The 19,355-nt window shown below is 65.8% G+C and carries 8 protein-coding genes; 6 read left to right on the top strand and 2 right to left on the bottom strand.

All coding sequences use genetic code 11. The features are described from left to right. Positions 1 to 4: 4 nt before the first annotated feature. From copD to GAK28_RS08970, 4 genes are all read left to right on the top strand, one after another. Entirely contained in the window at positions 5 to 904 is a 900-nt protein-coding gene (gene copD, locus GAK28_RS08985; RefSeq protein ID WP_291777393.1) for a copper homeostasis membrane protein CopD, read from the top strand. A gap of 18 nt (positions 905 to 922) precedes the next feature. Further along, positions 923 to 2,695 (top strand): copper resistance system multicopper oxidase, encoded by a 1,773-nt coding sequence (locus GAK28_RS08980; RefSeq protein ID WP_291777391.1) that lies wholly within the window; start codon positions 923 to 925, stop codon positions 2,693 to 2,695. Next, entirely contained in the window at positions 2,692 to 3,501 is an 810-nt protein-coding gene (locus GAK28_RS08975) for a copper resistance protein B (protein WP_291777388.1), read from the top strand. Before GAK28_RS08980 ends, GAK28_RS08975 begins: the two co-directional genes overlap by 4 nt. Positions 3,502 to 3,581: 80 nt before the next feature. Next, positions 3,582 to 4,928 carry an amino acid permease gene (locus GAK28_RS08970; protein WP_291777385.1) on the top strand — a complete coding sequence of 449 codons (1,347 nt, stop codon included), beginning with the start codon at positions 3,582 to 3,584 and terminating at the stop codon, positions 4,926 to 4,928. Between the two features lie 58 nt (positions 4,929 to 4,986). On the opposite strand, the gene GAK28_RS08965 is transcribed toward GAK28_RS08970, so the two are convergent. Further along, positions 4,987 to 5,574: a hypothetical protein gene (locus GAK28_RS08965; RefSeq protein ID WP_291777382.1), complete on the bottom strand. Its 588-nt coding sequence runs from the start codon at positions 5,572 to 5,574 to the stop codon at positions 4,987 to 4,989. A gap of 442 nt (positions 5,575 to 6,016) precedes the next feature. Here GAK28_RS08965 and GAK28_RS08960 point away from each other — a divergent pair, with 442 nt between their 5' ends. Both GAK28_RS08960 and GAK28_RS08955 read left to right on the top strand, forming a co-directional pair. Further along, complete coding sequence (locus GAK28_RS08960; RefSeq protein WP_291777379.1) at positions 6,017 to 7,126, top strand: glycoside hydrolase family 19 protein; 1,110 nt, start codon at positions 6,017 to 6,019, stop codon at positions 7,124 to 7,126. Positions 7,127 to 7,567: 441 nt separating this feature from the next. Then, entirely contained in the window at positions 7,568 to 16,849 is a 9,282-nt protein-coding gene (locus GAK28_RS08955; RefSeq protein ID WP_291777376.1) for an autotransporter-associated beta strand repeat-containing protein, read from the top strand. 48 nt (positions 16,850 to 16,897) lie between these two features. Here the strand turns inward: GAK28_RS08955 and GAK28_RS08950 are convergent, their stop codons facing one another. Next, positions 16,898 to 19,282 (bottom strand): TonB-dependent receptor, encoded by a 2,385-nt coding sequence (locus tag GAK28_RS08950; RefSeq protein ID WP_291777374.1) that lies wholly within the window; start codon positions 19,280 to 19,282, stop codon positions 16,898 to 16,900. Positions 19,283 to 19,355 lie beyond the last annotated feature (73 nt).

Here is a 19,355-nt window from a genome sequence, read left to right as displayed (position 1 = left end):
TGGGATGGACGACTGGATGACGGTCGCCGCACGGGGCGGGTTGTATACCGCCCTGATGCTGGTCTTCGGCATGTCCCTGTTCCGGGCGCGCCTGGTATCGGTGGACCATCGCCTCGACGGCCGTTTCCGCGTCATCGTGGCGACCGCGATCATTGCAGGTCAGTTCCTGTCCGTCGTCGCCTTCGTTGCGATGGTGGCGAACATGACGGGCACGACGGCATTCGCGGCGAATATGCCGATCGTACGAACGCTTCTTTCGCAGATGGCGGTCGGCTACGCGGCCATCGCGAGGATAGCGGCGCTCATGCTATCGCTCGTGCTGGTTTTCATGCTGCGCCGCTGGGCATGGCCGGTCACGATACTGGGCGCACTCGCGCTGGCCAGCGTCGCCTGGTCGGGACATGGCGTCATGGATTCGGGCTGGCGGGGCGCGCTGCACTTGCCTGCCGACATCGTCCATCTGTTTGCCGCCGGTGCATGGATCGGCGCGCTGCTGTCGCTTCTCGTCCTGGCCATCCGATCCCGCGGCCGACAGGGCGGCGAGGCGGCGTTGCTGGGCAGCGCGTCCGTGGCGTTCGCCTCGACCGGTACGGTGATCGTCGGCGCGATCGTCGTCACCGGCATCGTCAACTACCTGTGCATCGCCGGACCCACGGTACAGGGCATCGCGCGATCCACCTGGGGGCTGGTGCTCCTGGCCAAGCTGAGTGTCTTCGCGCTCATGCTCGCGCTGGCGGCCGCCAATCGCTATCGCTTCGCACCCCGGCTCGCCGCCGCGCGCGACGCCTTCACGACCCATGCCGCGATCGCGCATCTGCGTCGCAGCCTTTGGATTGAAATGAGTCTCGGCCTGACGGCGCTCCTGCTCGTCGGCTGGCTCGGTACGCTCGCGCCTGACGCGTGAGCCACCAGGAGAACCAGGATGACTTCACCCGGCAACCTCTCATCGCCATCGCGTCGACGCTTCGTCACCGGCCTGGCGCTCGGTGGCGTGGCTTCGGGACTTGGGCTGCTCGTGCCCGGCAAGGGCTGGGCGTCGGCGGGAATGACCGCCCCGGCGTCGCTGGCGGGTAGCGACATCGCGTTGGAGATCGGCACGTCCACCGTGAACTACACCGGCGCGTCGCGGATCGCGACGACGATCAACGGGGGGATTCCGGGGCCGCTGCTGCGACTCAAGGAAGGCACGATGGCGACGCTGCGCGTGACCAATCGTCTTTCCACGTCGACCTCCATCCACTGGCACGGCCTCGTGCTTCCCTCCGACCAGGATGGCGTGCCGGGCCTCAGTTTCGCTGGCATCGGGCCGGGCGAGACCTTCGTGTATCGGTTCCCGGTACGCCAGTCCGGCACGTACTGGTACCACTCGCATACCCGCTTCCAGGAACAGACCGGCGTCTATGGCCCGATGGTGATTGACCCGGCTGGCCCGGAACGCTATCCCAGCGACCGCGAGCACGTCGTGCTGCTGTCCGACTGGACCGACATGGATCCGGAAACGATCTACCGCCGGCTCAAGCAGCAGAGTGACTACTTCAACTATGGCAAACCCACAGCCGTCGATTTTTTCCGCGACGTACGAGCGAAGGGCCTGGGTGAGGCGCTGGCCATGCGCAAGATGTGGAACGGCATGCGCATGAACCCGACGGACCTGAGCGATGTCGGCGGCGCGGCCTACACCTATCTGATGAATGGCCGCTCGCCCGCCGGCAACTGGAACGGCCTGTTCCGTCCGGGCGAGAAGGTGCGCCTGCGCTTCATCAACGGCTCGTCGTCCACGATCTTCGACGTGCGCATTCTGGGCCTGAAGATGACCGTGATCGCCGCCGACGGCCAGGACGTGCAGCCCGTGCCCGTGGATGAGTTCCGTCTTTCCGTTGCCGAGACCTATGACGTGCTCGTCGAACCCACCGAGGACAAGGCCTATACGATCTTCGCCCAGTCGATCGATCGCAGCGGCTACACGCGGGGCACCTTGTCGCCGCGCCCGGGCATGGAAGCGGACGTGCCGGCGGTGGACCCGCGCCTGTGGCTGGACATGCGCGACATGATGGGCGCGATGGGCGGTGGCGCGTTGTCGGGGCACGACATGGCGGGCATGGAGGGCATGGATATGTCCGGCATGGACATGTCAGGGATGGATCACGGCGCGATGGCCGGCATGGCGGCGGCACCCGTGGTGCGTCACGCGAAGACGGAGTACACCCCGGCCGTCGACATGCACGTGGACATGCCGCGCACCAACCTCGACGACCCGGGTATCGGCCTGCGCGACAACGGTCGCCGCGTGCTCACCTATGCCGATCTGCACACGGTCGGCGGGGCCACCGACGAACGCGAGCCGGGGCGCGAGATCGAGCTGCACCTCACCGGCAACATGGAGCGCTTCATGTGGTCCTTCGACGGCGTGAAGTTCTCGGACGCCCGGCCCATCCATTTCCGCAAGGGCGAACGCGTACGCGTCGTGCTCGTGAACGACACCATGATGAACCACCCGATCCACCTGCACGGCATGTTCAGCGACCTGGAAACCCCCGATGGCGGTTTCCAGGTGCGCAAGCACACCATCAACGTGCAGCCCGCGCAGCGCATCACCTATGCGGTCACGGCGGACAACCCCGGCCGCTGGGCCTATCACTGCCACCTGCTGTACCACATGGAGGCGGGCATGTTCCGCGAGGTGGTGGTGTCATGAGCAGGGCATGTCGATACCTGGCGACCATCGGCCTGGCGATGAGCGCTTTCGCGACCCAGGCCCAGGAGATGCAGATGGGTGCGATGCAAGGCGGCAAGGCGCCCGCCGACGCACGCAGTCCGGACTACTCGGACGGCATCGACTACGGTTCCATGGCCGGCATGGACATGGACGACAACGGCGCCCAGCGAATGGTGCTGCTCGACCAGCTGGAGGCGGTGCACGGGCGCGCCGCGAACGGCCAGTCATGGGAAGCGCAGGGCTGGTATGGCGGCGACATCAACCGGCTCTGGGTGCGCACGGAGGGCGAGCGTTCCGGTGGCCGGCTGGAGGAGGCCGACGTGGAGGCGCTGTGGAGCCGGGCGATCTCGACCTACTGGAACACCCAGCTGGGTGCCCGCCAGGACTTCGGTACCGGCCCGAACCGGACCTGGGCCGCCGTAGGCGTGCAGGGCCTTGCACCTTACTGGTTCGAAACCGAGGCCACCTTCTATGTGAGCGCCGGCGGCCGCACGGCGGCCCGTCTGCGGGCGGAGTACGACCTGCTGCTGACCCAACGCCTGATCCTCCAGCCGGAGTTCGAAGTGAACGCCTACGGCAAGGCGGATCGCCGCCAGGGCGTCGGTTCCGGATTATCGGATGCCCCGTTCGGCCTGCGCCTGCGTTACGAGGTGCGAAGGGAATTCGCACCTTATATCGGTATCCGCTTCGTCGATCGCTTCGGTCGCTCGGCCGACATGGCTCGCTCGGAGGGCCAGCCGGTGTTCGACCGGCAGATTGTCGCGGGCATCCAGGCCTGGTTCTGAAGGCCCGGTGTCCCCGGACCCCATAAACCCGGATAATCGGCCGGTTCCCGACCCGGGGGCGCTGATGAATCGAGGTGAGGGTGAAGGGGAAGACACAGGGCCTGACCGGAAGGCAGGTCGAGTATTTCGCGCTGGGCGGTGCGCTGGGCTCGGGCATTTTTCTTGGCGTGGGTCAGGGCATCCATATCGGCGGCCCGTCGCTCATTCTGGCCTATGCCGTCGCCGGCATCGTCATGTACATCGTGGCCCGCTGCCTCGGCGAGATGGCACTCAACGGCAACCGTGGCGGCTCCTTCGTCAGCTACACCAAGCGCTACTGGGGCCCGCGCGCGGGCTTCGTGCATGGCTGGGGCTACTGGGTCTGCGGCACCATGGTCTGCATGGCAGAGCTGACCGCCGTCGGCATGCTGGTGCACAGCTGGATACCCTCCATACCGCAGTGGATTCCCGCGCTGGGCGGCCTGCTCATGCTGTGCTTCATCAATACCCTGCGCGTGCGCGTGTTCGGCGAAGTCGAATTCGGCATGGCGCTGATCAAGATCCTCGCGCTTTCCCTGTTCCTGGTGGTCGGCGTGTGGCTGCTGTTCGCGGGACCGACGACCAGCCTGCCCACCGCCACCGTGAACAACCTCTGGACCCAGGGCGGTTTCTTCCCGACCGGCCTGCAGGGGTTCCTGTCGGTGCTGCCGATCGCCGCCTTCGCCTTCGGCGGCACGGAGCTGATCTGCCTCGCCGCGGCGGAAACGGTGGACCCGGAGCGCACCCTGCCGCGCGCGATCAACGGCCTGCTGGTCCGCCTGCTGCTGTTCTACGTGGGTACGACCTTCCTCATCGTCACCCTCGTGCCGTGGCGCGAGGTGCCGACCGATGGCAGCCCGATCGTGGCCATCTTCGAGCGCATGGGCGTGCGTGCGGCGGGCGCGATCATGAGCGTCGTGCTGATCACGGTGCTGCTCTCGGCCTGTAATTCGCTGATGTTCGGCATGGCGCGCGTGCTTCGCGCGCTGGCATTGGAGCGTTGCGCCCCCGCGCCGTTCGGTCGACTCAACCGCTACGACACTCCGGGCAATGCCGTGGCGGTGTCCATGCTGGCGATCTCGGCGGCCATCGCGCTCAACTACTTCATCCCGGGTGAAGTGTTCGGCCTGCTGATGAACAGCATTGCGATGGCGGTGGTCGCGGTCTGGGCGATCTTCGTCGCGGTGCATCTGCGTTTCCGTCGCAGCGTGGACGACCTCGGCAGCCTGACCTACGCGGCGCCATTCGCGCCGTGGGGCAACCTGTTCGTGTTGCTCTTCCTGGTCGCGGTGACGGGCATCCTGGCGATGGACGCCACGTTCCGCCCGGCCTTCATCTACGTGGCTGGGCTGTTTGCCGGCCTGTTCCTGTTCACCCTGGTACGCAAGCCGCCGCCGACGGTGGACTGAGTCTTTCGGACCTCGCGGGGCCAGCGATGCATCGATGCGTCGCTGGCCCCGCTTCGTTTCACTTCTTGCAGCCCATCGTCTCGTAGGCCTGCATCACGCGGTAATCCAGCGTCCCTCCAGGCAGGTTGCGCTTCATGCGCAGCTTGCTGCACTCCATGTACGTACCCATCCGACGGATCGTGTCGCGCACGCTGGGAGGCGGAGGTGCGAGCCGGATGCCGCCTACTACCGAGCCGGCCGCGTAGCCGGGCAGGGAAGGGCCTGCGTGATGTCCCGCGTCGTCGAGCGCCTTGCGCAGTGAAGGGTCGCCAACACCGGTCGATGGCAGCGGAGCGGGTGTTTGCTCGCCGATCAGGGGCGACACGGGGGTTGTGGCGGCTTTTTCGGTAGGTGCCGGTATCGTCGGTGCGGAACGTGAGGCCCGTGTCGTCACCGACGGTGGTGGTCGCGCCATCCTGGGCATCGGCGGTGGAGGCGGCGGAGTCTCTATGTATCGGACCTCAAGGGACGATGCGCCGACTGCGCCGGCCAGGGGTTGAGGCGAGGACAACGGATCGCCCTGCCATCCCAGCAGGAAGGCGAACAGGAAAGCATGCCCGAAGACGACCAGGCCAAGCGCGACGCCCCGGCCGATGGGACCTCGCATGCCGGATTGCCCCTGAGATTCCATTCCTCATCTCCCCGATGCTCCCTGCGGAGTCGGGACCTTCGACATCGCTCGCTCCCGTTGGTTCATGGCCGGTACCTTGGCGCGATATCCCCGCGTCTAGGACATTCCGTGGCCGGATGTCGTTTCGGTGATACCCGTCGCATAACCCGGTTGCCGGACAAACTTGCCGAATACTCGTGAGGCGGCATCGGAGGCGCCACCTATAGTGGCGGCGATTCGGGCGTCTTCTTCGACATTGGGGAATGACGGCTGGCTTCGTCCCACGGCGAAGCCGGGGGCGCCCAGAACGATCCGATCGCCACGAACATGGCGACGAAAAAGCGGGATACGAAAGAGTTGCGGCCCCTCCGGCATCGGCATGACCGATCCCGGTCGCGAGGCCGTGCTCGCCTGATTCATCCTCATGGGAGAAACACACGTGAAAGGCAGCACCTTCTACACCTTGATGCTCGTCGTCCTCGCCGGATGTCTTGGCATCGGATCGCCACCGCTCCGCGCGATGCCGCAGTCCCAGGCGTCACCCTCGCTGGCCGCCGCCAGTTGCTCGTTCACGACCTGGGCGCCCGGTAACAACTATCCGCTGGGTACCGTCGTCAAGTACAACGCCAACGGCAATTTCTACAAAGTCGTCAACGTCGGTACGAACGGAAGCGATGGCACCGACCCGACGATCAGCACGTGGTACTGGCAGCAGACCCAGTGCGACGCCACGCCACCCGCCACCTGTTCGTTCTCGGTATGGGCCGCGGGCGTGAACTATCCGCTCGGCACCATCGTGAAGTACAACCCGAACGGAAACTTCTACAAGCTGATGAACGTCGGCACGAACGGCAGCGACGGCACCGACCCGACGATCAGCACATGGTACTGGCAGCCGACGCAGTGCTCGGGTGGATCGACCGGCGGTGGCGGCAGCTTCGTGGTGAGCGAGGCGCTGTTCAACCAGATGTTCCCCAGCCGCAACCCGTTCTACACGTACGCGGGCCTGGTCAGCGCGCTGTCCGCGTTCCCGGCGTTCGCTACGGAGAGCGACCCCAACGTCGCACGCCAGGAAGCGGCGGCCTTCCTCGCCAACGCGTCGCACGAGACCTCGGGCCTGGTCTACATCCGCGAAGTGAACCAGGCGAACTGGAACTCGTACTGCCAGCCGGTCGGCAGCTGCGGCAGCTACCAGTACTACGGTCGTGGTCCACTCCAGCTCAGCTGGAACTACAACTACTCCTCGGCGGGCCTCGCGCTCGGCATCGACCTGCTGCACAACCCGGACCTCGTGGCCACCGACGCCTCGGTCGCATGGAAGACCGCGCTCTGGTACTGGATGACCCAGTCCGGCCAGACGGCCTTGACGCCCCATCAGGCGATCTCGGGCGGGCAGGGCTTCGGCGCGACGATCCGTGCGATCAACGGCGGCATCGAGTGCAACGCCACCGGCGTGGGTCACGATGAGATGCAGGATCGCGTGAATCTCTATATTCGTTACACGGGCCTGCTCGGTGTTTCTACCGGTAATGGTGCCATCGGTTGCTGATGCCGATTAGGCGCATTGCGTTTAAGGCATGAAAAATGATTTTCCTTGCCGCAAATGTATTTATTTAGATAATTCGTAACAAATCATTCGTCGCGATTTTTAACGTGGCAAATCGTTATCGATAAAGCCATCGGCCATGACGGCCGGTGGCTTTTTTATTCATTCGTAACTTCATGATTTGCCGAATATGTCGTACTTCGGTGTGAAGTTGTTTTCACAGATGTATTTGCAAGCAGCTGTTTAAAGGCGGCTTGCCAAATTTATGCATTCGGCTATTGGAGGGGTGGCTTAGTCTCGGCCCCGGGAATCCAAAATCAGCATTATTTGAGACTTGCCCGATGTCGACGGAGGGTCGGCGGAGTGCGGCCCGGATTTCGGCGCAGGTCTCTTGGATTCATCCATCACATGGCCAAAGCCAGCACGCGGACCTGGGGAATAATTATGAGCAAGCGTCGCCTTGAGACCGTCCGTCGCAACTCCCTCACCAAGAGTATCTATTTAGCGTTCGCGTCGATCCTGGCGATGCCTGCCCTGAGCGGCACGGCTTGGGCGGATTGCACGCAGGCCGGCACGATCATTACCTGCGACGCCTCGACGAACCGCAACGGTTACCCCAACGCCACCAACAATGTAACGATGAACATCGTTAACGGCGCGGTGCTTAGCGTCGCTCCTCTGGTCGGCGGCAGCGCCCTGACCCTCAATGGCAACGGCATTACCCTCAACAACTCGGGCAAGATTGATCCCGAGCTCAACGGCGGCCTCAGCCTCGCGGCCGCCGGCGCGGTACTTGGCAACAACACCGCGGGCGGCAACACGATTAACGTCAACAACCAGGCGGGCGGACAGATCAACGGCCTGGTGAACGTGCTGTCCCTGCTTGGCTTTGGTGGCCAGGCGCTGGTGACGCAGAACGCCACGGGCGGCGTCACCAACATCGTGAACAACGGCACGATGAACATGTCGATCCTGGGCCTCGGCACCCTGTTTACGACGGCGGACGCACCCGCGATCCTCAGCTACGGCGGCGCCCAGACCAACTTCACCAATACCGGCACGATCACCGGGCGCATCGGTTTCGCCTCGTCAGGCACCGCCAACGCGGGCAACACCTTCATCAATGCGGGCGTGATCAACGGTGCCGTGTACATGGGCGACACGCCCACCGGTAACACGTTCACCGCCGTATCCGGTTCGTCGGTGAACAACGCGGGCACGAGTATCGCGGGGCCCATCACGGGCATCGCCGTAAAACTCTCCGCGGCCGGCATCGTCGACGGCGGCACCAGCGGCAACAATCGCCTGATTCTGCAGAACTCGCCTACGGGACCGGGATCGGGCACTGGCGGCGCGCCCACCGCGATCGTGTGGGGCAACTACATCGATTTCCAGCACCTGACGGTCAATAGCGGCACCTGGAACATCCAGGGCGCGCCGACGGTCGGCACGGGCGCCGTGGATACGACAATCAACGACGGCCTGATCAATTTCAACAATGCCGGCAGCCTCGGCTCCGGCACGGTCAACGTCGCCGGTGGCGCCATCGCGGCGACCACGGCAGGCCTGTCGCTGGCGAACAGCTTCTCGCTCAACGGCACCGGTCGGCTCACGCTGGGCGGTACGAACCCGTTCGCCCTGGGAGGCATTCTCTCGGGTACCGGCGGCCTCACGATCAACAACACGGGTATCGTCACGCTCGGTGGCGCGAACCTGTTCAGTGGCGGCGTCGGCCTCAATGCAGGCGGCTTGGTGCTCGGCAACGCGGGTGCCCTGGGCACGGGCAACCTGACCGTCGCAGGCAGCGCGTCGCTGGATACCACCGCCGGCTTCAACCTGGCGAACAACATCGTCGTCAACGCGGGTGGCAGCCTCAACCTGCTCGGCAACCAGGCGCTCACCCTCAGCGGTTCGTTGTCGGGCGCGGGCAACCTCGTCAAGAACGGCGCGAGCACGCTGACCCTCAACGGTGCCAACTCGTTGACCGGCAACTTTTCCATCGCTGGTGGCGCGCTGGCGCTCGGTGCGGGTGCGAGCCTGTCGCCGACGGGGGCGATCACCCTCGCGGTCGGTACCAGCCTCGATGTCTCAGCCGCACCGAACCAGACCATCGGCTCGCTGGCAGGCCTCGGCGGTGCGGTGAACCTCGGCGCGCATACGCTGACACTGGGCGGCCTTGGCAACACGAGTTACGCGGGTACGATCGTGGGCACCGGTGGCCTTGTGAAGCTGGGCACGGGCACCCAGACGCTCAGCGGCAACAATACGTTCCAGGGCGGTGTCGCGCTCAATGCCGGTGGCTTGCTGCTTGGCAGCAACACCGCGCTCGGTATCGGTGCGCTGAGTGTCGGTGGCGAGGTCACGCTGGACGGGACCTCGGCCTTGACGCTCGCCAACAACGTCAACATCGGTACCGGCGGCTCCCTGAACCTGCTGGGCGGCCAGCCGCTGGTTTTCAACGGACTGATCGCCGGCACTGGCAATGTCGTGAAGAACGGCGCGTCGCTGCTCACGCTCAACGGCCCGAATTCGTTCAGTGGCGGCGTGGTCGCCAATGCAGGCGGCTTGCTGCTCGGCAACAGCGGCGCGCTCGGTACAGGCTCGCTCACCGTCAATGGCGCCGTGACGCTCGACGGCTCCACCGCGCTGAGCGTGGGGAATGCCGTGAACCTCGGCTCGACGGGCTCGCTGAATGTGCTGGGCAACCAGGCGCTGACCTTGGGTGGCGCGATCTCGGGCTCGGGCGCGCTGGTCAAGAACGGCGCCTCGACGTTGACGCTCAATGGCGCCAACACCTTCACCGGTGGACTGACAGTCAACGCCGGCACCGTCGCGGTGGGCCTCAATGGCACCCTGGGAACAGGCGGTGCCGTCAATCTCGCGGGCGTCGGCGCAGACCTGGACATCTCCGGCAGCGGCAACCAGACCATCGGTGACCTCTCCGGTGTCGTCGGCACCGGCATCCAACTGGGCAACAACACGCTCACCTTCGGTGGCACGACGAACCAGACCTTCGGCGGCGTGATCAGCGGTGCCGGCGGCCTGGTCAAGAACGGTACGGGCGTGCAGACGCTGACCGGCGTCAACACCTTCGCCGGCGGCCTCGCCATCAATGCGGGCGGCCTGCTGCTGGGCAATAGCAGCGCGATCGGCACGGGTGCGCTGACGGTCGGCGGCGCGGCGACGCTCGATGGCATCTCGGCACCGCTCAACCTCGCCAACAACGTCAACCTCGGCGCGAACCTCGATCTGCTCGGCGCCCAGAACGTCACGCTGGGTGGCGTGATTTCCGGTGCCGGTTCGCTGACCAAGGATGGCGCATCGTTGCTGACGCTCAACGGCGTGAATACTTTTGGTGGCGGCCTCAATCTCAATGCCGGCGGTCTGCTGCTGGGTAACGGCGGCGCGCTGGGTACGGGCGCGTTGAACGTGAACGGTGCCGCGACGCTCGATGGCTCCGCCGCGCTCACCCTGGCCAACAGCATCAATCTCGGCGCGGCCCTCACGCTTCCCGGTACGCAGAACCTGACGCTCGGCGGCGTGGTGGCGGGCGCGGGTAGCCTGGTCAAGAACGGCACCTCGGTGCTGACGCTCAATGGCGCGAACACGTTCAGTGGCGGCCTCAACCTCAACGGCGGTGGCGTGCTGCTCGGCAATGGTGGCGCGCTGGGCACCGGTTCGCTCAATGTCGGTGGCAACGCCACGCTTGACGCGAGCGCGGCGGTCAATCTTGCCAACAACGTGAATCTCGGCGCGGGCAACACGCTCAACATCCTGGGCAGCCAGAACGTCACCCTGGGTGGCACCGTATCCGGTACGGGCGGCCTGACCAAGAATGGCGCCTCGGTGCTGACGCTCAATGGCGCGAACGCATTCAGTGGCGGCCTCAACCTCAATGCCGGTGGCCTGGTGCTCGGCAACGGTGGCGCGCTGGGTACCGGTACGCTCAACGTCGTGGGTAACTCGACACTCGACGCCGGCGCGTCGATCTCCCTGGCGAACACCATCAGCCTCGGTGCCGGCGCGGGACTTGGCATCCTCGGTAGCAACGCGATCACCGTCGGTGGCGCGATCTCGGGCCTGGGTGGTCTGTCTAAGAGCGGCGCCGCGACGCTGACCTTGAACGGTGCGAACACGTATACCGGTGGCACTACCGTCAGCGGAGGCACGCTGGCGCTTGGCGCGGGCGGTAGCCTTGCCGCCGGCGGTGGCGTGGCCCTGAGCACCGCGGGTGCCGGCTTCGACATCTCCGGCGCGAGCGGTGGCCAGACCATCGGGTACCTGTCCAGCGTCGCCGGTACGAACCTCACCCTGGGCGGCAACGCGCTGACCTTCGGCGATGCGAGCAACCGCAGCTTCGACGGCACGATCACCGGCAGCGCCGGCCTGGTGAAGAACGGTGCCGGTGTGCAGGAACTGGGTGGTGCGAACACCTTCGGCGGTGGCGTCACCTTCAATGCAGGTGGCCTGTCGGTTGGCAACAATGCGGCGCTGGGCGTCGGTGCGCTTACCGTGGTCGGCAACGGCACGCTCGACAGCACCGGTCCGATCACGCTCGCCAACAATATCGGGCTCAACGCGGGCCTGACCGTGCTGGGTACCAACGCGCTGACCCTCACCGGCCAGTTGACCGGCAACGGCAGCCTGACCAAGGAAGGCACTGCCACGCTGACCCTCACCGGCATCAACTCGTACACGGGCGGCACCAACATCAACGCCGGTACGCTCGCGCTCGGCGCGAACGCCAGCCTGGCATCCACGGGTACGGTAAATCTCGCCACAAACGCCACCCTGGATCTTTCGGCGGGCAACGGCACGCAGACCTTCGGTACGCTCACCGGTAACGGTACGGTGAAACTTGGCGCGAACTCGCTGACGGTCGGCGGCGCAACCAACGGTATCTTCAGCGGCTCCATCGGCGGCACGGGTGGTTTGATCAAGCAAGGTATCGGTACCGAAACCCTGACCGGTACGAACACCTTCACCGGTGGCACGACGATCAACGCTGGCACCCTCGCGATCGGCGGTACGGGTAGCCTCGCGGCGACCGGCGCCGTGAATCTCGCGGCGTCGGGCACGGGCTTTGACATCTCCGCCGGTACCGCGCAGACCATCGGTTCCCTGGCGGGCGTCGTGGGCAGCACGGTGACCCTGGGTGCGAATACGCTGACGCTGGGTGGCGTCGGCAACTCGGCGTACAACGGTGCCATCGTGGGCACCGGCGGACTCGTCAAGAACGGCACGGGCATCCAGACGCTGGGTGGCACGAATGCCTTCAGCGGCGGCGTGGCCCTCAACGCAGGCGGCTTGGTGCTGGGCAACAACGGTGCGCTCGGCACCGGCGCCCTCACGGTGGGTGCCAACGCCTCCCTGGATACGACCACGGCGCTCAACCTGACCAATGCGGTGGACCTGGCGGCGGGTGCGAATCTCGACCTGCTTGGTAGCAACACGCTGACACTTGGGGGTGCGATCTCCGGTGCGGGCGGCCTGATCAAAGACGGCGCCGCGACGGTGACCCTTGGCGGTGCCAACACGTACACCGGTGGCACGACGATCAATTCGGGCACGTTGGCGATCGGCGCGGGCGGCAGCCTCGCTTCGACGGGCGCAGTGAATCTTACGGGTACCGGCACCTTCGACATCTCCGGGGCGACGGCTGGCCAGACCATCGGTTCGCTGGCGGGTGTCGCCGGAAGCAACGTGTCGCTGGGCGGCAATTCGCTCACGCTGGGCGGTGCGACGGATGCCACGTTCAACGGCACCATCGGCGGCAGCGGCGCACTGGTGAAGAACGGTGCGGGCGTGCAGACGCTCAATGGTGCGAACACCTTCAGCGGCGGCGTGACGCTCAACGCCGGTGGCCTCGTCGTCGGCAACGATGCGGCGCTTGGCACGGGCACGCTGACGGTGGGTGGCAACTCGACGCTGGATTCGAGTGGCCCGGTGACCCTGGCGAACCACATCACGCTCAATGCGGGCCTGACGGTGCTCGGCACCAATGCCATGACTCTCAATGGCAACATCGACGGCACCGGAAGCCTGACCAAGGATGGCGCCGCGACGCTCACCCTCAACGGCGCGAACACCTATACGGGTGGCACGACGATCAGCGCGGGCACGCTGGCGCTCGGCGCCGGCGCGAGCCTCGCCGGCAGTGGCATCGTGAACGTGCTGCAGGGTGCGACGTTCGATCTGTCCGCCGGCAACGGCACCCAGACGTTCGGCACGCTGATCGGTGCAGGCACAGTCAACCTCGGTGCCAACACGCTTACGGTCGGCGGTCCGACGAACGGCACGTTCAGCGGTTGGATTGGCGGCACCGGTGGCCTGATCAAGCAAGGCGCGGGTACCGAGACGCTGACCGGTACGAACACGTTCACGGGTGGTACGACGATCAACGCGGGCATCCTGGCGATCGGCGCGGGCGGTAGCCTGTCTTCCTCTGGTGCGGTGAACCTGGCCAACACCGGCACCGGTTTCGACATCTCCGGCGCGACGAGCGGCCAGTCGATCGGGTCGCTGGCGGGTGTCGCGGGCAGCGCGGTGACGCTTGGCGGCAACACGCTGACCCTCGGCGGCGTCGGCAACACGACCTACGCCGGCATCATCTCCGGTACGGGCGCCCTGGTGAAGAACGGCGCGGGCGTGCAGACGCTGAACGGCGCGAACACCTTCAGTGGCGGCGTCACCCTCAATGGCGGTGGCCTGGCGCTGGGCAATGCGACATCGCTGGGCAGCGGTGCGCTGACGGTGAATGCGAACGCGTCGCTCGATACGACGGCGCCGATCACCATCGCCAACACCGTCGGCCTTGCGGCCGGTGCGAACCTCGACGTGCTGGGCAGCAACGCGCTGACCATCGGCGGTGTCGTGTCCGGTGCGGGCGGCCTGATCAAGGACGGCGCGGCGACGCTGACCCTGGGCGGTGCGAACACCTATACCGGCGGCACGACGATCAACGCCGGCACGCTGGCCATCGGTGCGGGCGGTAGCCTGGCGTCGATCGGTGCGGTGAATCTCGCCGGCACGGGCACGTTCGACATCTCGGCGGCCGGCGCGAACCAGACCATCGGTTCGCTGGCCGGCGTGGCGGGCAGCTCGGTGGCGCTGGGCGGAAACACGCTCACGCTGGGCGGCACGACCGACGCCACCTTCAACGGCAGCATCGGCGGCACCGGTGGGCTGGTGAAGGGCGGCACGGGTATCCAGACCCTCAACGGCGCAAGCACCTTCACCGGCGGCGTCACGCTCAATGGCGGTGGCGTGGTGGTGGGCAACAATGCCGCGCTCGGCACGGGCGCGCTGACGGTGGCAGCGGCATCGACCCTGGATTCGTCCGCCGCGACGACCCTCGCCAACAACGTGGTGCTCAACGCGGCCCTCACCGCGGTCGGCAACCAGGCGTTGACGCTCGGCGGCACCATCTCCGGAACGGGCAGCCTGATCAAGAACGGCAACGCCTCGCTGACCCTCAACGGCAACAATACCTACAGCGGTGGCACCACCGTCAATGGCGGCACGCTCACGGTGGGTAGCAATACGGCGCTGGGCACGGGCGACCTGTCGATTAACGGCGCGAGCCTGCAGGCGGGTACCGCGGTGACGCTAGGCAACAACGTGGCGATCGGCGCCAATGGCCTGACAGTGCAGGGTGCGGCGGATCTGGGAATCAACGGCAACCTGACGGGCACAGGCGGGCTGGTGAAGCAGGGCAGCGGCACACTGAATCTCGGCGGCTCGCTCACGGGCTTCACGGGCGGCCTGACCGTCAACGGTGGGACGTTGAACGCCAGCAATCCGTACACCGGTCCTCTCAGTGTCGGCGCGGGCGCCACGGCCAGCCTCGGTGGCACGGGCAACAACGTCACCGCCAGCGGTCCGCTGGCAGGCACGGTGAATCTGGGTGGTAACAGCACGATCAACGTCAGCTACGGCAACCTGCCGGGCGTGACGGGCACGGTGAACGGCACCGGTCCGGGTACGACGTTGAACGTGACGGGTACCGGCGAGGCCAACCTGCCGGGTGCGTCGTTCAACAACATCACCAACCTCAACGTCGGTGCGGGCACGCTGTCGGTCGCCAGCGGCACGTCCGCGACGTTCACCGGCGGCACGACGGTCGGCGGCAACCTGGTGGTCAACGGCAACCTCGGCGGTCCCGTCACGGTGAACAACGGCGGTGGCCTCGTCGGCGGCGGCACGATCGGCGGAACGGTGACCGTCAACGGCGGCACGATCGCCCCGAGTGGCATCAACGGCGCCACGGGCGCCGCCGGTGGCACGGGCACCGCGGGTTCCACCATCACCACGGGTGGCCTGGTCCTCGGCGCGGGTTCGACGACCCAGGTCCGTACGACCCCGACCGGCACCAGCGACAGCATCAACGTCAACGGCAGCGCGAGCGTAGGTGGACAGCTGGTGACACTGCCGTCGGCAGGCACCTATGGACAGAGCACCAGCTACACCATCATCAATGCGACGGGCGGCATCACCGGCGCGTATGCGAGCGTGGTGCAGAGCACGCTGCCCTTCCTCAATGCGAGCGTGAAGCAGCAGGGCAACCAGCTGATCCTCACGCTGAGCCAGGCAGGTGGCGGCACCGGTACGGGCGGCACCCCGTTCAACCAGTTCGCCGGACTCAACGGCAACCAGTACCGCATGGCCTCGGCGTTGCAGACCATCGCGACCTCCGGCGGCAATCCGCTGCCGACGCTGCTGGGCTATACCCGCGGCCTGACCGCCGACCAGGTGATCCGCTCCTTCGATTCGCTCACCGGCGAAACCTACGCCTCCGCCGCGAATGCGGAGCTGGGTGGACAGGCGCAGTACCAGGACACGCTGTTCACCCGCCTGCGCCTGGCGCGCGACACGGGTGAGCAGACCTCCGCGGTCTGGGCGGTGCCGTATACGTCGAGCAGCGATTTCGATCGCAGCACCGATGTGGCGCACACCGATTACCGCATCCATGGCCTAATCATCGGCGCCGACGCGCCGGTGACGCCTGACCTGCGCATCGGCGTACACGCCAACCTCGCCAACTCCCGGACCCAGGTCGATCGTCGCGGTGATTACACGGACGTGGACCAGGCGGCCATCGGTATCCATGCCCTGTACTTCAACCAGCAGCAGTGGTGGGCGGAGGGCATGGCCTCGTACGGCTGGCAGAGCGCGGACAGCTCGCGTCGTGTGTCGGTCGGACCGTTCACGCCGCAGGCGACGGGCAGCTACGACGGCAAGGCGATCAACGCGGCCCTGGAAGGCGGTTACCGCTTCCAACTCGGCAAGGACCTGCACCTGGAGCCGTTCGTCGGCGCGTACTACACGAAGGTGAAGTACGACTCGTTCACGGAGAAGGGCGCCGGCGACGCGGACCTGCGCGTGGGTCGTGCCAACGCCACCAGCATGCAGTACGGCGTGGGTGCCCGACTGGTGGGCGACGTGGATCTCGGCGTGGCGGGTACGAAGCTGCACCCGATCGTGGTGGTGCGTTACCTGCACAACACCAAGGACGATACGGTTTCGGTCAACAACGCCTTCGCGGGCGTGCCGAGCGACTCGTTCGTGGTGCAGGGTTCGCGGCCGGTGAAGAACCACTGGCAGGCCGGTGTGGGCGTGAGCTTCGACATCACCCCGGCGGCCAGCACCTTCGTGTACTACAACGCGGATGTCGCCAAGCACTCGACCAGCAACGCGGTCAACCTCGGCTTCCGCTGGAACTTCTGACGCACGATGTCCCGGGCGAACCGTTGAGGTTCGCCCGGGATGGTTCGGTCAGAACTGTGCCGAGGCGGTGAGTACCACGGTGCGCGGCGCACCGATGTAGTAGTAGCCCGGCGTGGAGTCGTCACCGAGGGTGGCGAGGTAGCGCTTGTTGGTGAAGTTGGTGACGGCCAGGGTGAAGTCGACCGACTTCATCCACGGCAGGGCCGTCTTCTTGTCCGCCAGGTCGATGTGGTAGCCGACGTTGGCGTCGAACACGGTGTACGGGTTCATCTTTTCCGTGTTGTCGCGCGTACCGTAGCGATCGCCCACGTACTTGGCCGACAGGCCGGCGTGGAAGTCGTTGGCGTGGTAGTTCAGGCCCACGGCCAGCATGCGGCCCGGCGTACCCGTGACCTTGTTGCCTTTGATGATGCCGTTAAGCGTCTGCAGGTAGGTCGAGTGGTTGAGCGTGGCCGATGCGTACACGTCGAAGGCCGGATCGAAGGCCCAGTCGACCAGTCCTTCCAGGCCCTTGGACTCGATGCCGCCCACGTTGATGTACGTGCCCTCGGTGCCCACCGTGTAGTTGATGCGGGTGTACTGCGAGTCCGGCGTGATCTCGTTGATCTGGTTCGCAAAGCGCACGTGGTACAGCGCCAGGCTCGCCTGCAGCGTGCTGGTCTGGTAGCGGTAGCCGAGGTCGATGTTGGACGAGGTTTCCGGCTTCACCGTGCTGATATCGGTACCGCTGGCCGCGGCCTGCACCACGCTGTCCGACGGCGGTGCGAAGTTCTTCGTGTAGCTGGCGTAAACCTGCGAGGTCGGATTGATGTGCCACACCGCGCCCACGGACGGCAGCACATCGGAATCGAAGCTCTTGTCGGCGAAGCGGTCACCGGCGATCAGGTCGTTGCCGGCGATGTTCACCAGGTACTTGCTGATGCCCAGCGACACGTCGACCGGGCCGAAGGTGAGGCTGTCCTGCAGGAACAGCTTGCGGGTATCGGTCTTGAGCTTGTCGTCGAACTGCAGGTAGTACGGCTTGCCGGCGTAGTTCCAGGCCTTGGCCGTGTCGAGCACGGCGTACCACTTGCGACCCGCGTTGCGGTCCTGGTCCTCGAACCAGGTGCCGCCGTAGAAATGGTTGCCCGCGATGTCCCAATGGCCGCTCAGCAGGAAGCCGTAGCGGTTGTTCTTGTAGGTGCTCTGGCGGAAGCTGTTGATCGGATTGGAACCGGCCGGATAGCAACCGGCGTCGTACGGATTGGCGCAGCCGTTCGGCTGAGCCAGGGCCACGCCGTTCGGCGAACGGTAGTAGGCATTGACGAAGCTGGCGCCTTCGGCCGGATAGTTGTTGACCAGGTTGCCCGCCGCGTCGCTGGCGTAGAGCTGGTAGGGAGGCATCCAGCCGCCGTAGCCTTCCTGCAGGTGGTAGTACGGGTAGAAGCTGACGTCCGCATCGTCGTCGATCTGGTAGTCGAACTTGATGCCGGCCAGGCCGTTCTTGCGCTTGGTGTTCCAGGCGTTGACGTACTGCTGGTCGGTGTTCGGGTCACCCGTCCAGCGCGTCGTCAGGAAATCGTAGTTGGGATCCTGCTGGAATTGGGCCTTGGTGACGTCGTTGTAGTTGTTTTCGTAGGCGTTGTCCCAGGAGAAGCGCGAGGTGATCGTCAAGCGATCGGTCACGTCGCTAATCAGCTTGATGTCGACATGGTCGCGGCTGGTGTGGCCGTTGTCCGGCTGGCCGTGACCGATCCAGCGGTTGTTGTGCGTGGTGGAATAGCTGATATACGCACGCGTCGTGTTATCCAGGAACGTACCCGTGTCGTAGCGGACGAAGGTGCGCTTCGCGTTCCACTGACCGATCGACTGGTCGACGCGGACGCCGGCGTCCTTGTTCGGGTCGTTCGACATGTAGCTGAGCGTGCCGCCCAGGGCCTGCAACGACGGCGAGCCGATATCCGCAGTGCCTTGCGAAACGCTGGCGGACGACAGGTTCTCCGGATCGAGGAAGCGATTGGGCTTCGCGCCGCCACCGTAGCCTGCGGAACCGTTGGGCAGTCCGTCGATGGTGAAGCCGAGCTGGTCCTGGGTGAAGCCACGCAGCGTGATGCCGGTGGAGTAGTCGTCGCTGTCGAACACGCCACCCTGGGTGATGTTCACACCCGGCGCCATGTTCACGGCATCGGTCACGCTGCTGAGCGGCGGCTCGAACTTCAGCACATCCTTGGGGATTTCCGTGTTGGTGAAGCCCACCGCCTTGCCGGTGACCTGGACGGTGTCCAGATCGCTCGTCGACTTCTTGTCGGTGGCCGGCTGTCCATTGGCCGGCGCGGCGTCGTTTGTCGGAGCAGGGGCGCCATCGCCGGTCGGCGTATCCGTGGCGAGGGCGAAACCGGGCGTGGCGGCGGCGAGCAGGAGCAAGCCGACGTGTCCGCGATGGATGAGCTTCATCTATGGATCCTTGCGTATCGGAGGGTCAGGGCAGGGGCAGTCGCGGGTGCGTCCCATCGTCGACACCACCTTT

The organism is Luteibacter sp., assembly GCF_009912395.1.
GTDB lineage: Bacteria > Pseudomonadota > Gammaproteobacteria > Xanthomonadales > Rhodanobacteraceae > Luteibacter.
The sequence above is the reverse complement of the archived record's forward strand: the minus strand, read 5'-3'. Positions and strand labels throughout refer to the sequence as shown.

Bases quoted from the DNA above. Each gene is read 5' to 3' on its own strand.
- copD (WP_291777393.1), top strand. From the start codon at position 5: ATGGACGACTGGATGACGGTCGCCGCACGGGGCGGGTTGTATACCGCC.
- GAK28_RS08980 (WP_291777391.1), top strand. From the start codon at position 923: ATGACTTCACCCGGCAACCTCTCATCGCCATCGCGTCGACGCTTCGTC.
- GAK28_RS08975 (WP_291777388.1), top strand. From the start codon at position 2,692: ATGAGCAGGGCATGTCGATACCTGGCGACCATCGGCCTGGCGATGAGC.
- GAK28_RS08965 (WP_291777382.1), bottom strand. From the start codon at position 5,574: ATGCGAGGTCCCATCGGCCGGGGCGTCGCGCTTGGCCTGGTCGTCTTC.
- GAK28_RS08955 (WP_291777376.1), top strand. From the start codon at position 7,568: ATGAGCAAGCGTCGCCTTGAGACCGTCCGTCGCAACTCCCTCACCAAG.
- GAK28_RS08950 (WP_291777374.1), bottom strand. From the start codon at position 19,282: ATGAAGCTCATCCATCGCGGACACGTCGGCTTGCTCCTGCTCGCCGCC.